Raw genomic sequence first — 17,539 nt, 5'->3', positions numbered from 1 at the left:
GCCTGCAAACCTGGCAAAAAAAGCCCCGCAAGCCAAGGCCAGCGGGGCAAACGGTTGGGGGAGGAACCAACCAAAGGAGTCGTTGAAGAGAGAGGACTCAGCGCGCGCTGGCCACCGTTTCCGGTTGCCAGCCGCCACCCAGCGCCTTGTAGATCGAGACAATGCCGCGATACAGGTCAACCTCGCCCTGCGCCTGTGCATCTTCGGCGCTCAGCCGCTCACGCTCGGCATCGAGCAGCACCAGATAATCCACCGTACCTTCGCGGTAGCGCACTGAGGCCAGGTCAGCCGCCTTGCGGCTGGCCTCGCTCTGGCGCATCAGCGACAGCAGCCGCTGTTGGGTCTTGTCATAGTCGCTGAAGGCGTTGGCCGACTCTTCCAAGGCCAGCAGTACCTGTTGTTCATAGTTGGCCAAGGCGCCTTCGGCATCGGCCTTGGCACCGCGCAGGCGGGCCCGTACGCTGCCCAGATCGAACGCCGCCCACGTGATGCTTGGCCCCAGCCCCCAAGCGTTGGCGGCCGACGAACCGATCTGCGAACCGCGCGCCGCGGTAAAGCCCAAAAAGCCGCTCAGGCTCACCCGCGGGAACAGGTCGGCAGTGGCCATGCCCACATTGGCAGTGGCAGCGGCCAGTTGGCGCTCGGCACTGCGGATATCCGGGCGGCGGCGCAGCAGCTCACCCGGATCGCCCACCGGCAATGCCTTGGCGATGGCCGGCAAGGCCTTGGGCGAGAGGTCCACGCTCAGGGCGTCGGGGCGTTGGCCGAGCAGGGTGGCAATGCGATGACGCGCCCGTGCCTGCTCGGCCTGCAGTTGTGGCACGGTGGCTTCGACGCCGGCCAGGCGGGCGTCGGCGCGTACCACGTCAAGCTCGTTGCCGACCCCGGCGTCCCGCAGGGTCACGGTGATGCTGCGCGACTCCTGCTGGGTCTTGAGGTTGGCCACGGCGATCTTCTCGCGCAGTTGTGCACCGCGCAGCTGGCCATAGGCGTCGACCAGTTCGGCGATCAGGCTGACCTGCAACTGTTGCAGGTCGGCCTCGGCGGCCGCGGCCTGCGCGTCGCTGGCCTCGATCTGGCGTTGAATACGGCCGAACAGGTCGAGCTCCCAGGCCATATCCAGGCCCAGGTCGTAACGCTCGCTGTTGACCCGCTGATCGGTCTGGCCGGGCACCTGGCCCTTGCCGATCTCACTGCTGGCGCGGCTGGTAACCACTGGCAACGGGTCGTTCGCGGCGTCATCGCGGATCGCCCGTGCCGACTTGAGCCGGGCAAAGGCCACGCGCAGGTCGCGGTTGCCGTCCAGCGAAGCCTGCACCAACTGGTTCAGTACCGGGTCATCGAACTGCTTCCACCACACGCTCTCGAAGCGGCTACGGTCGAAGGCCTTGGCCGGCACGTCGCTGGCCATACGCGCAGGCTCAGTGGCTGGCGCTTTGTAGTCCGGGCCTACCGCGCAGGCCGCGAGGGCCAAGGCCAGCAGGCTCGGGGTCAGGGGTTTGAGCAGCTTCATGCGTGGTTCTCCAGCGATTGAACGCGTTCGGCCTTGCGCGCCTGGCGACGTTCGACGAAACGGCGAATCAGGAAGAAGAACACCGGGGTCAGGAACAGGCCGAACACCGTCACGCCGATCATCCCCGAGAACACCGCGACACCCATCGCATGGCGCATCTCCGAGCCGGCCCCGGAGGAGAACACCAGCGGTACCACGCCCATGATGAATGCGATCGAGGTCATCAGGATCGGCCGCAGGCGCAGGCGGCAGGCTTCCAGCACCGCAGCCAGTGGGTTGAGCCCCTTGGCTTGCTCGTCCTTGGCGAACTCGACGATCAGGATGGCGTTCTTGCAGGCCAGGCCCACCAGTACGATCAGGCCGATCTGGGTGAAGATGTTGTTGTCGCCACCGGACACGATCACCCCGGTGATCGCTGACAGCAGGGTCATCGGCACGATCAGGATCACCGCCAGTGGCAGGCTCCAGCTTTCGTACTGGGCCGCTAGCACCAGGAACGCCAGCAGCACGCACAACGGGAACACCAACAGTGCGGTGTTGCCGGAGAGGATCTGCTGATAGGTCAGGTCGGTCCACTCGAAGGTCATGCCGTTGGGCAGTTCCTCGTTGAGCAGTTTTTCGATCGCGGCTTCAGCCTGGCCGGAACTGTAGCCCGGGGCTGCCGCACCGTTGATTTCCGCGGTGATGAAACCGTTGTAGTGCATCACCCGATCTGGCCCGGAGGTGTCGCTGACCTTCAGGAAGGTCGCCAGCGGGATCATTTCGCCCAGGTTGTTGCGCACCTTCAGCTGGCCGATCTGCTCGGCATCGAGGCGGAACTGCTGCTCAGCCTGGACGTTGACCTGGTAGGTGCGGCCAAAGCGGTTGAAGTCGTTGGTGTACAGCGAGCCCAGGTAAACCTGCAGTGTGTCGAAGATGTCGGTAATCGCCACACCGTGAGTCTTGGCCTTTTCCCGGTCGATGGCTGCATCGACCTGGGGCACGTTGACCTGGTAACTGGTGAACAGGCCTGCCAGCTCCGGCACATTGTGGCTCTTGGCGATGATGTTCTGGGTTTCCTTGTACAGCGCTTCGTAGCCCAGGTTGCCGCGGTCTTCGATCTGCAGACGGAAGCCGCCGATGGTGCCCAGGCCTTGTACCGGCGGTGGGGGGAAGATCGCGATGTAGGCATCCTGGATGTCGGCGAACTGGGCGTTCAGCGCTGCAGCGATGGCAGCGGCCGACTGGCTCGGGTCCTTGCGCTCATCGAACGGCTTGAGCGGGGTGAACACGATGCCGCTGTTGGGGCTGTTGGTGAAGCCGTTGATCGACAAGCCCGGGAAGGCTACCGAGTCGGCCACGCCAGGTTGCTTCAAGGCGATTTCGCTCATGCGCTTGATCACCGCCTCGGTGCGGTCGAGGCTGGCGGCATCAGGCAACTGGGCGAACGCTACCAGGTACTGCTTGTCCTGGGCCGGTACGAAGCCGGTCGGGGTGGACGAGAAGCCGAGGTAAGTCAGGCCCATCAGGCCGGCATAGACGAACAGGGCGATGCCGCTGGAGCGGATGACCCGGCGCACGCCACCGACGTAACTGTGGCTGGCGCGGTCGAAGAAGCGGTTGAACGGGGAGAACAGCCAGCTGCCCAGCAGTTTTTCCAGCAACCGCGAGAAACGGTCCTTGGGTGCGTGGTGCTCTTTGAGCAGCACTGCGGCCAGGGCCGGTGACAGGGTCAGCGAGTTGAACGCCGAAATCACGGTCGAGATGGCAATGGTCAGGGCGAACTGTTTGTAGAACTGCCCGGTAAGGCCGGAGATGAATGCGGCGGGCACGAACACTGCACACAGTACCAGGGCGGTGGCGATGATCGGCCCGGTCACTTCACCCATCGCCTTTTGCGTGGCCTCCAGCGGTTTGAGGCCCAGCCCGATGTTGCGTTCGACGTTCTCCACCACGACGATGGCGTCGTCTACCACGATACCGATGGCCAATACCAGGCCGAACAGCGACAAGGCGTTGAGCGAAAAGCCGAACAGGTGCATCACGGCGAAGGTACCGATCAGCGACACCGGCACAGCCAGCAGCGGGATGATCGAGGCGCGCCAGGTCTGCAGGAACAGGATCACCACCAGCACCACCAGCACCAGCGCTTCGAACAGGGTGTGCACCACCGCTTCGATGGAGCCGCGCACGAAGATGGTCGGGTCATAGACGATGCTGTAGTCCATGCCTTCGGGGAAGTCTTTCTTCAGCTCGGCCATCTTGGCCCGCACTTCGTCGGAGATCTCGATGGCGTTGGAGCCAGGGCGCTGGAAGATCGGAAGGGCCACTGCGGGCTGGTTGTTCAGCAACGAGCGCAGGGCGTACTGGCTGGAGCCGAGCTCGACCCGGGCGATGTCCTTCAAGCGGGTGATTTCGCCATCGGCACCGGCGCGGATGATGATGTTCTCGAACTCTTCCTCGTTGACCAGCCGGCCCTGGGTGTTGATCGACAACTGGAAGCTGGTCGAGCCGGGGGCGGGCGGGGCGCCCAGTTGGCCTGCCGCCACCTGGCGGTTCTGCTCGCGGATGGCGGCGACCACGTCGCCGGCGGTCAGGTTGCGCGAAGCCGTCTTGTTCGGGTCGAGCCACACCCGCAGCGAGTAGTCGCCCATGCCGAACAGTTGCACATCACCCACGCCGCCCAGGCGTGCCAGTTCGTCCTTGATGTTGAGGATGGCGTAGTTGGACAGGTAGAGCATGTCGTAGCGGTTGTCCGGCGAGGTCAGGTGCACCACCATGGTCAGGTCGGGCGAGGCTTTGTCGACGGTGATACCGATGCGGGTCACTTCTTCCGGCAGCTTGGGCTGAGTGCGCGTGACACGGTTCTGTACCTGTACCTGCGCGTTGTCCAGGTCGGTGCCCAGGGCGAAGGTGATGGTCAGGGTGAGCTTGCCGTCGGCGGTGGATTGCGAGGACATGTACAACATGTTCTCGACACCGGCGATGGCCTGCTCCAGCGGTGCGGCGACGGTTTCGCCGATCACTTTGGGGTTGGCGCCCGGGAAGTTGGCGCGCACCACCACGGTAGGCGGCACCACTTCCGGGTATTCACTGATCGGCAACTGGAACAGCGAGATAGAGCCCGCGATCAGCAGTACCAGCGACAGCACCGCGGCGAAGATTGGCCGGGTAATGAAGAATTTCGAGAAGTTCATCGGTGTTGTCCCTTAACCGCGCGGCGCTTGGGCGCCGGCGACTTTTGCATTGGTGCCGGCCACCTTTGGCGCCGGGTTGCTGGCCTCCAGCGCCTGGCGCTGCTGGGCGAGGGCAGCGAGGGTCTGTTCGCTGGCCATCGGTGTTTCCTGGGGGGTGACTGGCGAGCCGGGGCGCACCCGCTGCAGGCCTCTGACCACGATGCGGTCGTCCTTGTCCAGGCCGCTGCGCACGATACGCAGGCCTTCGAGCTTGGGCCCCAATTCAACGGCGCGGTAGTTGGCCTTGTTGTCCTTGTCCATGACCAGCACGAACTTCTTGCCAAGGTCGGTGCCCACCGCCTCATCGTTGATCAGCACAGCGTCGTACTGGGCGCTGCCCACCAGCTTCAGGCGGGCATACAGGCCAGGGGTGAACTGGCCGTCGCGGTTGTCGAACACGGCACGGCCACGGATGGTACCGGTGCGCGGGTTGACCTGGTTGTCGACGAAGTTCATCTGGCCCAGGTGCGGGTTGCCGGTTTCGTTGGTCAGGCCGAGGTAGACCGGCGTGGCCTGGCCGCGCTGGCCTTCACGCGCCAGCTGGGTGTACTTGAGGTACACGCGCTCGTCGGCATCGAAGTAGGCATAGACCTTGTCGGTGGAGACCACGCTGGTCAGTGGCGTGACATCGGCGGTGACGATGTTGCCGGCGGTGTACTGGGCGCGGCTGACACGGCCACTGATTGGCGCGGTGACGCGGGTGAAACTCAGGTTCAGGCGTGCCAGGTCGAGCTGAGCCTGGATCGCATCGACACCGGCGCGGGCCTCAGCGGCTGCGCTGCTGCGCGATTCGGCAAGTTCGGCGGAGATGGCGTTGCTGTCACGCAGGCGCTCGCCGCGGCGGGCTTCGTTGGCGCTGCGCACCGCGGTCGCCTTGGCCTGCTGCAACTGGGCTTGGAGGCGGCGCACTTCAGCCTGGAACGGGCGGGGGTCGATCTGGAACAGCAGGTCGCCTTTCTTGACCTTGGCGCCTTCGGTGAAGGCCACCAGGTCGATCTGGCCGGAGACGCGCGGGCGTACTTCGACGGTTTCCGGGGCTTCGAGGCGGCCGGTGAATTCGTCCCATTCGTTGATCGGCTGCTCGATCACCTTGGCGACGGTGACCTTGGGCGCGGCGGGAGCCTGCACGGCATCTGGGGTGCGGCCACAAGCGCTGAGCACCACCACTGCCAGGGCAGCGAGGGGAAAGCGCAGGGGTTTGAGTGAGTGGTCCATGGAGAACTCCGCCAAAGTATTAGTAGTGGGCGGAGTGTGAGTGCCTTGCGCGTGACGCACGAATCGAACGCAGCGAAGGTTAATATCACGCGCAATGATAGGTCGGGATATTTCATCGATGGCGAGCATGGTAGGGTGCCCGTTCTGATCTCTCCCCGCATGTGACCCAAGGCCCGATCGTGAACAGCTCCCCCCAACTCCCCGGGCCCCTTGGCATCGTCTGCCTGGGCATCCTGCAAATCCTGGTGTGGGGCGGTTCGTTCTTCCTCATGGCGGTGATGGCCGAGCCGATCAGCCACGATACGGGATGGCCCAGCCAGTGGGTGTACGGTGCGCTATCGCTGAGCTTGATGGTCTCGGCGCTGTGCGCCCCGCTGTCCAGCCGCCTGATCGCACGCTTCGGTGGCCGTCCACAGATGGCCGCCAGCGGCGCGGTGGTCGCGGTGGGCTTGCTGATCATGGCCACCAGCCAGAGCCTGGCGCTGTTCTTGCTGGCTTGGGTGGTGATCGGGGTGGGTATGGCAATGGGGCTGTACGAGGCACTGTTCGCCACCCTTGGCGGGTTGTATGGCGAGGGTGCGGGCAAGGCCATCACAGGGATAACGCTGATCGCCGGTTTCGCCTCGACCCTGTCCTGGCCCACCGTGGCCCTGGCCATCGAACACCTGGGCTGGCGCACCACGTGCGGTTGCTATGCGCTGGTGCTGCTGTTGGTGGTGGCGCCGCTGTATTGGCGAGTGTTGCCGGCCGGAGGGCGGGTGGAGGTACGCAGGGCGCAGGGCCAAGGCACCGCGATTGGGGTCGATCGCCAGCTTTACCTGCTGTTGACCGGTATGTTCGCCATTGGCGCGATCATCATGACCGCCATTGCGGTGCAACTGGTGGCCGTGCTCCAGGGCCTTGGGCATTCGCTGCCTGTGGCCATCGGCCTGGCGGCGATGCTCGGCCCCAGCCAGGTGGCCTCCAGGGTGTTGCAGATTCTGGCCGGCCAACGCCATCCGATCTGGACGGCGCTGGCCTGGGTCAGCCTGGTGCTGGTCGGTCTGCTGCTGGTGACGCTGGTCCCGGCGGCCACGGCCGTGGGCCTGCTGGTGTTCGGTTGCGGTAATGGCTTGCGGGCGATCGTGCGCGGGCTGTTACCCTTGGCGATGATGCCGCCTGCGCAATACGTGCTGTTGATGGGGCGCATGTCGCGGCCTTCGCTGATCGGGCAGGCGTTGACGCCCGTGGTGGGGGGCTACCTGTTCGAGCACTTCGGCGCGATGGGGGTGCTGGTGACCTTGTGCCTGTTGGCCCTGGTCAATGTGGTGTTGGTGGGGATGGTGATGCAGCGGGTGCGCAGCAGCGCGTGACGGGCGGGAAATCGATGTAGGCAATACCGGCCCCGTCGCCGGCACTGCCAGCGACCGACCAACCGGCAAGGCCATACAGGCTACCGCTCAACCCCGGGCAAACTGCAGCAGCTTGTCCCCATCCAACCGGTACCGCACCCACTCATCCTGCGGCTCGGCCCCCAGCGATTTGTAGAACCCGATCGCCGGCTCATTCCAGTCCAGCACACTCCACTCCAACCGCCCGCAGCGGTTCTCGACGGCTTCGCGGGCAATGTGCCGCAGCAAATCGCGGCCTGCGCCACCGCCGCGCTGTTCTGGCGTGATGTATAGGTCTTCCAGGTAAATACCGTTGCGCCCCAGCCAGGTCGAATAGCTATAGAAATACACGGCGAAGCCCACTGCCTGGCCATCGCGCTCGCAGATCAGGCTGTGCACCGTGCTGCCTTCATCGAACAGGCTGTGCTCGATATCGGCAAGGGTGGCGATGACTTCGTGGCGTGCCCGCTCGTAATCGGCCAGTTCGGTGATGAAAGCAAGAATCTGCGCGGCGTCAGTGCGTACTGCGGGGCGAATGGTAAGGCTCATGCTGGGCTTCCTTGAAATGCAGTGTGTTTCATCGATACAGTCATGTGTATCTGCGTAATTTAATGTAACTGTACCGGTCGCGCGGAAGGTGACTGCCGTAGTGTGACAGCACTCATAACGATTCTGGAACGCCTGCCATGCTTGCCTCTTTCGACCTGCTGATGGCCTTTGTGCTGTTTGCCTTCGTTTCCTCCATCACCCCGGGCCCCAACAACACCATGCTGTTGGCATCAGGGGTGAACTTTGGCGTGCGGCGCTCCATCCCTCACGCCCTGGGCATCAGCATCGGCTTCATGGTCCTGGTGCTGGCCGTTGGCCTGGGCCTGGGCGAGGTGTTCAAGGCCTGGCCTGCGTTGTACACCGTGCTGCGTTACGTGGGCGCTGCCTACTTGCTCTACCTGGCGTGGAAGATCGCCACTTCCGGCCCGCTGAGCACCAATTCGCCCAATGCCCGCAAGCCACTTGGCTTCTGGGGGGCTGCAGCGTTCCAGTGGGTCAACCCCAAAGCGTGGGTCATGGCGGTAGGGGCGATCACCACCTACACACCGGCCCAGGGCTATGTGATGAACGTGATCGTCATCGCGGCTGTGTTCGCCTTGGTCAACCTGCCCAGCGTCGGGGTGTGGGTGATGTTTGGCAGTGCGCTGCGTAACCTGCTGCAAAACCCGCGCTGGCTGATGCTGTTCAATGTCCTGATGGCCTTGCTGCTGGTGATATCGCTTTACCCGCTGCTGTTTGTAGAATCGGCGTTTTCGTAACGCGTCGAGTACGGCACACCCATGCAGTTGATCCCCTGGTCTCACCAATGCTCCGAAGGTTTCACCTTGCGCGGCTGGCGCTCGCCGGCCAGCGGCAAGCCGCTGCTGCACTTTTTGCACGGCAATGGCTTTTGCTGCCTGGCCTACCAGCCGATGCTGGCGCGTCTGGGCGAGCACTTCGACCTGTGGCTCAGTGATGTGCAGGGGCATGGCGACAGTGACCATGGCGGTGTGTTCCGCGGTTGGAACCGCACGGCTGAGTTGGCGGTTGAGGCTTTCGAAGCAGGCCGTGGCGAGTACGGCGAGGTACCTCGCTATGCACTGGGGCACAGTTTTGGCGGCGTGCTCACGGGGCTCATCCTGGCCAGCAGGCCTGCGTTGTTCGAGCGCGCCATATTGCTCGACCCGGTATTATTCAGCCGGCGCATGATCGGGGTCATGGGGGCTGCCGCGCTGATGGGGCTGCACCGCCGGCACGCCCTGGCACGCAAGGCCGCCAACCGCCGCAGCCATTGGCCCGACCGCGAAGCGGCACTGGCTTCGCTGCAGGGGCGGGGCATCTTCAAGGGCTGGAGCGATGCCGCGCTGCAGGCCTACATCGAACATGCCATCGGTGAGTGCGGTGAAGGCGTGGTGCTCAAGTGCCGGCCGAGCCGAGAAGTGGAAATTTTCAGTTCATTCCCCACGCGCATGTGGGCGCATCTTGCCGCCATCCAAACGCCCACCCGGGTGCTGTATGGCGAACAGACCTATCCCTTCGTGCCACGTTCGGTGCAGCGGCTGGCGTCGATCAACCCCAGTGTCGAAGCGTGCCAGGTCGCCGGAGGCCATTGTTTTATGCAGGAAGACCCCGGCATGGCAACGCAGCAGGTACTGGAATACCTGCAGGGCTGAATCACTGTTCCATCGCTGGGACGATGCATGCCATTTGCGCGGGCTACCGGCCGATTGGTCTCATTGGTAAGGTTAACTTAGCCTTAGAGAGGAGACTTATCATGAAAAAGATCCTGGGTATTCACCGCAGCCCCCACACCCACTGGGTGGGGGATGGCTTCCCGGTGCGCAGCCTGTTCACCTACGACAACCTGGCCAGCCAGATCAGCCCGTTCCTGCTGCTGGATTATGCCGGCCCGCATGCCTTCACCCCCACCAGTGCCCGGCGTGGCGTAGGCCAGCACCCTCACCGTGGTTTCGAAACGGTGACCATCGTTTATCAGGGCGAACTGGAGCACCGTGATTCGACCGGCGCCGGCGGCCTGATTGGCCCTGGCGATGTGCAATGGATGACGGCCGCCAACGGCATCCTCCACGAGGAATTCCATTCCCCGGCGTTCGCCCGCAGTGGCGGCACACTGGAAATGGTGCAGCTGTGGGTCAACCTGCCTGCCCAGGACAAACGCGCCGCTGCCGGTTACCAGACGCTACTGGCAGCGGATATCCCGCAAGTGCCGCTGCCGGGCCAGGCAGGCAGCCTGCGGGTCATCGCCGGCAGCTACCAAGGGCACCCAGGCCCGGCGCGCACCTTCACCGCGATGGATGTCTGGGACATGCGCCTGGGTGCAGGTGCTGCGCTGCAACTGCCTGTCGCTGCTGGCCGCAATGCTGCACTTGTGGTGTTGCGTGGCACTGTGCGGGTCAATGGTGAGCGTGACGCCGGGCCGGCCAGCCTGGTATTGCTGGAGCGAGCGGGCGAAGACGTGGCCATCGAGGCGCTGGAAGGCGCAAGTGTGCTGCTGCTCAGCGGCGAGCCGATCGACGAGCCGATCGTGGGCTACGGGCCATTCGTGATGAACAGCCAAGCGGAAATTGCCGAGTCCTTCGATGATTTCCATGCCGGGCGCTTCGGCCAGATGGCGGCTGAGCCACACTGACCGGCCTTGCACCGCTGACCGCCTGTCGTGAAGTGCCATGATTGGATCGAACGGTAGCAGGGCGTGCCCGTTCTTTTACTAAGGTGCTAGATGATTCTCCGCATCACTATTGCCGCGGCGCATGGACGGCCGCCCTGGCATGCTCATTATCAATTGGCACCGCGCCTGCCAAAGGCGTATTCCAATAAACAGGCCATCCACTCAAGAGAGGGTCGCGACAATGTCATTGATAGGCGTTTCGATGCTGGAAATGAGGCAAATGATTGAACAGGCCTGCCTGCCTGATCACTGTGAAGTCAGTTGCCTGGACGGCACCAGCCTGACCATTCGTTTGGCTCATGGGCAGAACATGGAACAGGGCGTGACGCTCAGTGGGGTCTCATTGCAGGACCTGAACAGTTGCCGTGACGTGGTGAAACTGGTCGATCAGCTGCATGCGCTGCGCGATCGTCAGCCAGCGTCGCTAAGGGCCACTGCCTGACCACACGGTGTGCCAAGGTCAGCCGAGGCTGGCCGTGGCACATATAGGTCAGTCCCATGCCAGTTCAAGTTGGTTGACCGCCGCTTCATTGCAATTCAACCAGCAGATTAAGCCCGCCATCGCCGCATTTGCCCTTGTCACGAACGACGCCGTGGTAACTGCGGCCATCCCACACGAAAGCCACACTGTGCGCGCGCTCGACTTTGTCCGGAAGCGGCGGGCAGATGTGCAAGCGCAGGGCAGGGCGGCCCTGTAAATTAAGCGCGGCGAGCTGGCACTGGCATTCAACGCTCAGGGCGACCGGGCCAAACAGCGTGTCGCGCACATAATCGAGTTGCACATTGGCGTTCGGGGCGCGGCCGGGCATCTTCATCGTTGCGGGGCTCCAGGGAGTTGGTCTCAATCATCATCTTGAAAGCGGGTGAGCGCGGACGTTCAATTATTTTCTAAGGTTGTTGACAGGACATTCACGCCGGCCCCCCAGCTATCAGTGAATACCCATGGCCTGGTGAGCCACCCCCGCAATGACAACCAATACCATCCCCTGATGTGGGGATCGCAGCGGGGAATCCTCCCCAATCTGGTTCAATTGCCAATCCAAGGCGTTGATCTAAAAGAAAATTTTCTTCTGGCATACACCTTGCTGACCCTCTTGCACAGTTTCTGTGTCCCGGAGGTGCAGCATGTCGACCCCCAATAAAGGCCCCGTCCTCACATCACTTGTATTGGCCCTGCTGAGCGTTACAGCAACCAGCGAAGCGGCTGTGCAATGCCAGCGTACCTTGGTGGCCAACGTGATTGCCCTGGACCAGCCGCTGATGTTCAACCGCCTTGGTGCGCAAAACGCCAACGGCATGATGTTCGCCCTGCGCCAGGATGTGGTGGACGAGCACCAGGTACCGCTGAGCAAGGGGGGCGCCGCAGTGCCGGGCAAGGTAACCCTGCGCCCGGACAAACGCCCGCGCCCCATAGTGCTGCGGGTGGCCGCGGGTGATTGCCTGACGGTCAACCTGACCAACCTGTTGGCTTACCAGGCCAATCCCAATAAACACGGTATCGACCATGATGAAAACGAGGTCGAAGGTGTCGAGGAAGAAGAAGGCGAGGAAGGCGAAGAAGCCGCAGAGGTGGAAAATGAGGGCGGCGACAACTTCGTTGTCGACGAGCAGGTCACGGATCGCCACGTCGGCTTTCAGGTCAATGGCCTGCAGGCGGTCAACAGCATCGGCGACATTGCCGCCAACACCGGCCGCAACGGCAACTTCCTGATCGCCCCAGGCGCCACCCGCAGTTACACCCTTTATGCCGAACGCGAAGGTGCTTTCGCCGCCACCAGCCAGGGCGCTACCTTCGGCGGCCAGGGTAACGCTGGCAACGTAGCCAATGGCCTGTTTGGCCAAGTGGTCGTGGTGCCCAAAGGTGGGCGCACCTACCGCAACACCCTGAGCGAAGAGGAAATGCGCCTGGCCAGTACTGGCCGTGCCGCCACCGGCCAGCCCGTGGTCGACTATGAGGCCCGCTACCCTCAGGTTGAGCCGTGGATCGCCGAAGGCAAGGCGGGCAAGCCGATCATCGCCATGGTCGACGGCAACGAAATCCTCAGCAGTGAAACCGATGCCATCGTCATGGGGCCCAACCCGGACGGTAGCTTCCCACGTTCCACCTACCCCCTGGAAAGCATCAACAAGCGCAACCCGGCCTTGCCCAACCGGCTGGAAGCGTTTCGCGACTTCGCCTCGCAGTTTGCCGATGAAGTGGCCTCCACCCAGGCCTTCCCCGCCTACTGGGCTGACCCTGTCATGGGCCACGTGCTGGAGCCTGCGCGCGACGCCTTCATGATCAACTACGGCTCGGGCGGCATGGGTGCTGAAGTCGTTGCCAACCGCTTGGGTGTCGGGCCGATGCACGATTGCCTGTCCTGCGCCTTCGAGGAGTTCTTCCTCAGCGCCCACACTGTGGGTGATATCGGCACCCTGGTGGACGTGCCAGCCAACGTCGGCCTTGAACACATTCGCCCAGGCGATACCCCACCGGCCAGCGCCACTGGCGTCAAGGCCAGCATGGCGCTGTACCCATCCGAGCCGTCCAACGTGCACCACAGCTACATTGGCGACTTCACCAAGTTCCGCAACACCCACAACGGCCATGAGCAGCACATTTTCCACCTGCACGGCCACCAGTGGCTGTTCAACCCCAATGACGACAATTCCGACTACATCGATGCCCAGGGCATAGGCCCAGGTGTGGGGTACACCTATGAGATAGCCAACGGCGGCTCGGGCAACCGTAACCGTGTGGCGGGCGATGCCATCTACCATTGCCACTTCTATCCGCACTTCGCCCAAGGCATGTGGGCCATGTGGCGGGTGCACGATGTGTTCGAGGAGGGGACCCGCCTAGAAGTCAGCGGGCAGGGGCAGGATGGCTTCCATGACACGCCGTTCGCCCTGCGCAGCGGCAAGCCGGCGGCCGGCGCACGTGCGCTGCCTGACGGCGAAATCATCGCGGGTACGCCGATACCGGCGATCGTGCCACTGCCAGGCAAAGCCATGGCGCCGATGCCGGGCAAGGTGGTGGTCGTGCCGAAGCTGGCGCAAGAGCTGGTCGCCGAAGGTGACGACGATCACGAAGACCCAGAGCATGGCGATGACGATCACAGCAGTGCGCCGGGCGCGGCCAAGGCTATAGGCTCGCTGGCACTGGTCGACCGCAGTGAAACCAACCGCAACGCTGATGGCACCCTGAAAAACCCAGGCTACCCCTTCTGGATCGGCGGTATGGAAAGCAGCGTTGGCCAGCGTCCGCCGACCCCGCCGCTGGACATGCTCGACCCGGCCATGGCTCGCCAGCTCAAGGACAGCGGCGCAGCGCTGTGGGCCAACCTCGACGGCAACCAGGTCGACGGATGGGACGGCGGCCTGGGCCGACATGCGCTCGATGGCGTCTCCGCTGGGGGCGAAGCCGTGACCACCACCACCAAGCTCGATTTCTCCAAGGTGGTAGAAAAGGCCAAACCGATCTACCTGCCCGAGGAGGGCACCGAGGTCGAGCAGGCCGCCATGCAGTTCCACGCCAAGGGCGAGCACCCAAGCTTTGCCCTGATCCCTGGCAGCCAGCCGGTGGCCAAGGCATTTCGCACCAATGGTGCTCTGCCAACCGCCGGCGCCCCCTTCTTTGAACCCTGCATGGATGACCGCGGCAAACGTCTGACCCAAGCCTCGTCCACGGGCGAATACAACAGCGGCGAAACCCTGAGCAGCATCAGCTTCCGGGGTGCCTCCACGTTCACTGCCGACCGTCCTCGCATCTACAAGGCGGCCAATATCCAGTTCGACGCGGTGTTCAACAAGGTCGGCTATCACTTCCCGCAGACGCGCATCCTTGCGCTGTGGGAAGACGCCTGGCCGGTGATCACCAAGCAGCGCCCGCCAGAGCCGCTGGTGATGCGCATGAACACCTTCGACTGCACCATGTACCAGCAGACCAACCTGATCCCGGCGTTCTATGAAATGGACGACTACCAGGTGCGTACACCGACCGATGTGATCGGCCAGCACATCCACCTGCCCAAGTGGGACCTGACCTCAGCCGACGGTTCGGCCAACGGCTGGAACTACGAAGACGGTGTCCTCTCGCCCGGCAGCGTGGTGGAGCGCGTGCATGCCATCCGTGCGTTCAATGGCTGTTCCGAGGGCGACAGCCGCGACGGCACTGCAGCCTGCCCGACGGCCAAGCCGCACCCGTACTTCGGCCGCTTTGGCCGGGCCGACTGGGTGGGCGCGCGCACGGCCATGCAGCGCTGGTTCGCCGACCCGCTGGTCAACGTGCACAACGTGGACCGGGGCCTGGGCACCATCTTCACCCATGACCACTTCGGCCCATCGACCCACCAGCAGTTGGGCCTGTACGCCACTGTGCTGGCCGAGCCTGCCGGCTCTACCTGGCACCACGCCGAAACCGGCGAGCAGCTGTACAACCCGGCACTGCGCCAGGACGGTGGCCCGACCTCGTGGCAGGCGGTGATCAATACCGGCGACAATGACGGCGATGGCAAGAACGACAGCTACCGCGAGTTCTTCCTCGAGTACAGCGACTTCCAGCATGCCTATGAAGCAGGCGTGTATGTGGGCGCCGGCCCCGATGGCGTGCCCAACGCCCAGGCCTACCCAGCCTCGGCCGACAGCTTCCGCTACGCCATCAACCCGCCCGTGCGGCAGAAAGCCTCGAACCTGCTGGAGTCGATCGTCGAATCACGCGGTGGCCTCAACCCGGGTTGCCCGACCCGGCCATGCCCACAGGCGATCTCGGTGGATGACCCGGGCATGTTCGTCGTCAACTACCGCAACGAGCCGTTGGCCCTGCGCGTCTTCGACCCGAACAAGGTGGCGCCGGATGGCAAACGCGGCATGCAGGCCGACGGCCTCGGGGGCGACCTGGGGTATGCCCTGCAGAGCCGTACCGACCGAGCCATCCCGGCCATGAACCTGGCCCCCTCGGCGATCAACTCGGCGGTTGGCCCCACGGGTGGCACTACCTTGTTCCCACCGCACATCAATACAGCAGGCAGCGAGCCAGGCGACCCGTTCACCCCGATGCTGCGCACCTACTCTGGCGACAACGTGCGGTTGCGTATGCACGCTGGCGGCTATGAGGAGGAGCACAACGTCACGATGCACGGCGTCAAATGGCTGCAGAACGGCACCGGCTACGGCAGTAGCTCCAACTCGGGATGGAAGTCATCGCAGATGATCGGCATTTCCGAGCAACTGGGCTTCCTGGCGCCGGTATCGATGATCTCCAGCTCGGCAGCCACCAATGGTGACTACCTGTATTCGCTGGACGCGGCGCTGGAAGGCTACTGGAACGGCATCTGGGGCGTCATGCGCAACTACACCGCGCAGCGGGCCGACCTGTTCGCGCTGCCGAACAACCCACAACCGGTGGCCATGCGCAACACCGTCAACTTCGATGGTATCTGCCCGAGAACCACGGCCAACCCCAGCGGCGTCGGCAGCCGGCCAACGGTCAAGCGCAACTACGAAGTGGTCGCCGCGCTGGCCAACGATATCCTTCAAAACCGCCATGGTGTGAGCATCAGCGACCCGGCCGGTATCGGCCAGCACGTCGGCGGCCCGCTGAAGGCCGATGGCGGCACCCTGGTATTCAACAGCCGTACCACCAGCATCCCGCAGGTGACGGTGACCGACGAGGAGGATGGCACTACCTTCACCGTGGGTGGCCACAGCGCGCCCCTGCACGACCCGACCGCCGTGCTGTACGTGCGCAAGGCCGACCTGGATACCAGCACCGGCAAGCTCAAGGCTGGGGTGCCGGTCGAGCCTCTGGTGTTGCGCGCCAATGCCGGGGACTGCATCAGCATCACCCTGGAGAACCGCCTGCCGCTGGTGATGCCGGACCTGCCCAGCACGGCAGTGATGCAGAACGTGGTCAAGCGCGACCGCAACGACAGCGAGGGCTCCACCGCCTTCAACAACAACCTGATGCGGCCCTCCAGCCACGTCGGCCTGCACGCCCAACTGCTGGCTTATGACATCACCAAGTCAGATGGCGTCAACGTCGGCCTCAACCCGGTGCAGACCGTACCGCCGCGCAGCGGTAACAGCGGTGCCTACCCGACCAGGGTGTACCAGTACTATGCCGGGCACCTGGAGCGCGAAGGCAAGCCGGTGCTGCAACTGGGCCGCACGGTGGACAACATCCGCACCACGGCAATCGAGTTCGGCGCTCTCAACCTGACCCCGGCGGATGTCATCAAGCAACCGCAGAAAGGCCTGGTCGGTGCCATGAGCATCCTGCCGCAGACCGCTACCTTTACCGAGGACGCGGCCAGCCGGGCGCAAGCCACGGTCAAGGTCAGTGGCCAGCCAGACTACCGTGACTTCGTCACCGTCTGGCAGCGGGCGCTGAACATGCGTTGGGCCGACGGCCGCCCGGTAGAGGGTATCGCCACCGAAGGCAACGGTGTGCCGGGTGACCCGAAAGACAACGGCAACATGGCCATCAACTACAAGACCGAGCCGCTGTGGTTGCGCTTCGGCCTGGCACCGGACGCTCCGTTCGGCCGTGCCGATGGCTTTGGCTTCGGCGATGTACCCAACGCGCACATGGCCTACAGCAATGCCCTGGTGGGTAGCGACCCGCAAACCCCGGTGCTGTACGCCAAACCCGGCCAACCGGTGCGCAGCCATGTGGTGATGCCCAGTGGCGGCAGCCGTGGCATCACCTACCAGCTCGATGGGCACCTGTGGCCGCTGCATGCCTTCCAGGCCGAGAAAAATGACCTCGATGGCTACCCAATGAAGCAGCCTGGTATCGGCTCGGTACGCTTTGGCTACAACCCGATGTCGATGTACATCGGTGCCCAGGAGAGCGTGCTGCCCGCCGCGCACTTCAGCTTCATGTTGCCCAGCGCCGGGGGCGCTAACGCCGTACCGGGCGACTACCTGTTCCGTGACTACGCCGCCTACGGCAATACATCGGGGCTGTGGGGGATTCTGCGGGTTACCGACGACGCACCGCCGGCAACGGCGCCGGCACAATAAGAAA

The 17,539-nt window shown here is 63.9% G+C and carries 12 protein-coding genes; 7 read left to right on the top strand and 5 right to left on the bottom strand.

Going from position 1 to position 17,539, the window contains the following annotated elements:
- Positions 1–97: 97 nt before the first annotated feature.
- Genes ACIPZH_RS00265 through mexE form a run of 3 tightly spaced genes read right to left on the bottom strand, consistent with a single transcriptional unit; the run spans position 98 to position 5,943 of the window.
- Positions 98–1,513, bottom strand: a complete 1,416-nt coding sequence (locus tag ACIPZH_RS00265) for an efflux transporter outer membrane subunit (protein ID WP_400634490.1) — start codon at positions 1,511–1,513, stop codon at positions 98–100.
- A complete protein-coding gene (locus ACIPZH_RS00260; RefSeq protein WP_400634488.1) occupies positions 1,510–4,689 on the bottom strand; it encodes an efflux RND transporter permease subunit in 3,180 nt (1,059 codons plus the stop codon). The genes ACIPZH_RS00265 and ACIPZH_RS00260 overlap by 4 nt, the downstream gene beginning before the upstream one ends.
- A 12-nt stretch (positions 4,690–4,701) precedes the next feature.
- Positions 4,702–5,943: a multidrug efflux RND transporter periplasmic adaptor subunit MexE gene (gene mexE / locus ACIPZH_RS00255; RefSeq protein ID WP_400634486.1), complete on the bottom strand. Its 1,242-nt coding sequence runs from the start codon at positions 5,941–5,943 to the stop codon at positions 4,702–4,704.
- Between the two features lie 230 nt (positions 5,944–6,173).
- Between mexE and ACIPZH_RS00250 the strand changes: the two genes are divergently transcribed.
- The gene (locus tag ACIPZH_RS00250; RefSeq protein WP_400634993.1) at positions 6,174–7,295 is read left to right on the top strand and encodes an MFS transporter; all 1,122 of its coding nucleotides are present in this window, start codon (positions 6,174–6,176) and stop codon (positions 7,293–7,295) included.
- Positions 7,296–7,382: 87 nt separating this feature from the next.
- Here ACIPZH_RS00250 and ACIPZH_RS00245 read toward each other — a convergent pair whose 3' ends face one another.
- Complete coding sequence (locus tag ACIPZH_RS00245; protein WP_241805749.1) at positions 7,383–7,862, bottom strand: GNAT family N-acetyltransferase; 480 nt, start codon at positions 7,860–7,862, stop codon at positions 7,383–7,385.
- Positions 7,863–7,999: 137 nt separating this feature from the next.
- Here ACIPZH_RS00245 and ACIPZH_RS00240 point away from each other — a divergent pair, with 137 nt between their 5' ends.
- The 5 genes from ACIPZH_RS00240 to ACIPZH_RS00220 all read left to right on the top strand — a co-directional run bounded on the left by ACIPZH_RS00240 (position 8,000) and on the right by ACIPZH_RS00220 (position 10,972).
- Positions 8,000–8,620 carry a LysE family translocator gene (locus tag ACIPZH_RS00240; RefSeq protein ID WP_241805748.1) on the top strand — a complete coding sequence of 207 codons (621 nt, stop codon included), beginning with the start codon at positions 8,000–8,002 and terminating at the stop codon, positions 8,618–8,620.
- A gap of 21 nt (positions 8,621–8,641) precedes the next feature.
- On the top strand, positions 8,642–9,514 hold the full coding sequence (locus ACIPZH_RS00235) for an alpha/beta fold hydrolase (protein WP_400634484.1): 873 nt from the start codon (positions 8,642–8,644) through the stop codon (positions 9,512–9,514).
- Between the two features lie 101 nt (positions 9,515–9,615).
- Positions 9,616–10,491 (top strand): pirin family protein, encoded by an 876-nt coding sequence (locus tag ACIPZH_RS00230; protein ID WP_400634482.1) that lies wholly within the window; start codon positions 9,616–9,618, stop codon positions 10,489–10,491.
- 90 nt (positions 10,492–10,581) lie between these two features.
- Entirely contained in the window at positions 10,582–10,758 is a 177-nt protein-coding gene (locus ACIPZH_RS00225; RefSeq protein WP_241805930.1) for a hypothetical protein, read from the top strand.
- Positions 10,712–10,972, top strand: a complete 261-nt coding sequence (locus tag ACIPZH_RS00220; RefSeq protein ID WP_241805745.1) for a DUF1652 domain-containing protein — start codon at positions 10,712–10,714, stop codon at positions 10,970–10,972. Before ACIPZH_RS00225 ends, ACIPZH_RS00220 begins: the two co-directional genes overlap by 47 nt.
- Before the next feature lie 85 nt (positions 10,973–11,057).
- Here the strand turns inward: ACIPZH_RS00220 and ACIPZH_RS00215 are convergent, their stop codons facing one another.
- On the bottom strand, positions 11,058–11,345 hold the full coding sequence (locus tag ACIPZH_RS00215) for a hypothetical protein (protein WP_012314315.1): 288 nt from the start codon (positions 11,343–11,345) through the stop codon (positions 11,058–11,060).
- A gap of 310 nt (positions 11,346–11,655) precedes the next feature.
- Here ACIPZH_RS00215 and mnxG point away from each other — a divergent pair, with 310 nt between their 5' ends.
- Positions 11,656–17,535 carry a manganese-oxidizing multicopper oxidase MnxG gene (gene mnxG / locus ACIPZH_RS00210; RefSeq protein WP_400634480.1) on the top strand — a complete coding sequence of 1,960 codons (5,880 nt, stop codon included), beginning with the start codon at positions 11,656–11,658 and terminating at the stop codon, positions 17,533–17,535.
- Positions 17,536–17,539: the final 4 nt, after the last annotated feature.

Source organism: Pseudomonas sp. NPDC089758 (assembly GCF_044748705.1).
GTDB classification, from domain to species: domain Bacteria; phylum Pseudomonadota; class Gammaproteobacteria; order Pseudomonadales; family Pseudomonadaceae; genus Aquipseudomonas; species Aquipseudomonas putida_X.
The sequence above is the reverse complement of the archived record's forward strand: the minus strand, read 5'-3'. Positions and strand labels throughout refer to the sequence as shown.

Excerpts from the sequence above, each read along its gene's own strand:
- ACIPZH_RS00265 (WP_400634490.1), bottom strand. The coding sequence starts at position 1,513 with ATGAAGCTGCTCAAACCCCTGACCCCGAGCCTGCTGGCCTTGGCCCTC.
- ACIPZH_RS00260 (WP_400634488.1), bottom strand. The coding sequence starts at position 4,689 with ATGAACTTCTCGAAATTCTTCATTACCCGGCCAATCTTCGCCGCGGTG.
- mexE (WP_400634486.1), bottom strand. The coding sequence starts at position 5,943 with ATGGACCACTCACTCAAACCCCTGCGCTTTCCCCTCGCTGCCCTGGCA.
- ACIPZH_RS00245 (WP_241805749.1), bottom strand. The coding sequence starts at position 7,862 with ATGAGCCTTACCATTCGCCCCGCAGTACGCACTGACGCCGCGCAGATT.
- ACIPZH_RS00240 (WP_241805748.1), top strand. The coding sequence starts at position 8,000 with ATGCTTGCCTCTTTCGACCTGCTGATGGCCTTTGTGCTGTTTGCCTTC.
- ACIPZH_RS00235 (WP_400634484.1), top strand. The coding sequence starts at position 8,642 with ATGCAGTTGATCCCCTGGTCTCACCAATGCTCCGAAGGTTTCACCTTG.
- ACIPZH_RS00230 (WP_400634482.1), top strand. The coding sequence starts at position 9,616 with ATGAAAAAGATCCTGGGTATTCACCGCAGCCCCCACACCCACTGGGTG.
- ACIPZH_RS00225 (WP_241805930.1), top strand. The coding sequence starts at position 10,582 with ATGATTCTCCGCATCACTATTGCCGCGGCGCATGGACGGCCGCCCTGG.
- ACIPZH_RS00220 (WP_241805745.1), top strand. The coding sequence starts at position 10,712 with ATGTCATTGATAGGCGTTTCGATGCTGGAAATGAGGCAAATGATTGAA.
- ACIPZH_RS00215 (WP_012314315.1), bottom strand. The coding sequence starts at position 11,345 with ATGAAGATGCCCGGCCGCGCCCCGAACGCCAATGTGCAACTCGATTAT.
- mnxG (WP_400634480.1), top strand. The coding sequence starts at position 11,656 with ATGTCGACCCCCAATAAAGGCCCCGTCCTCACATCACTTGTATTGGCC.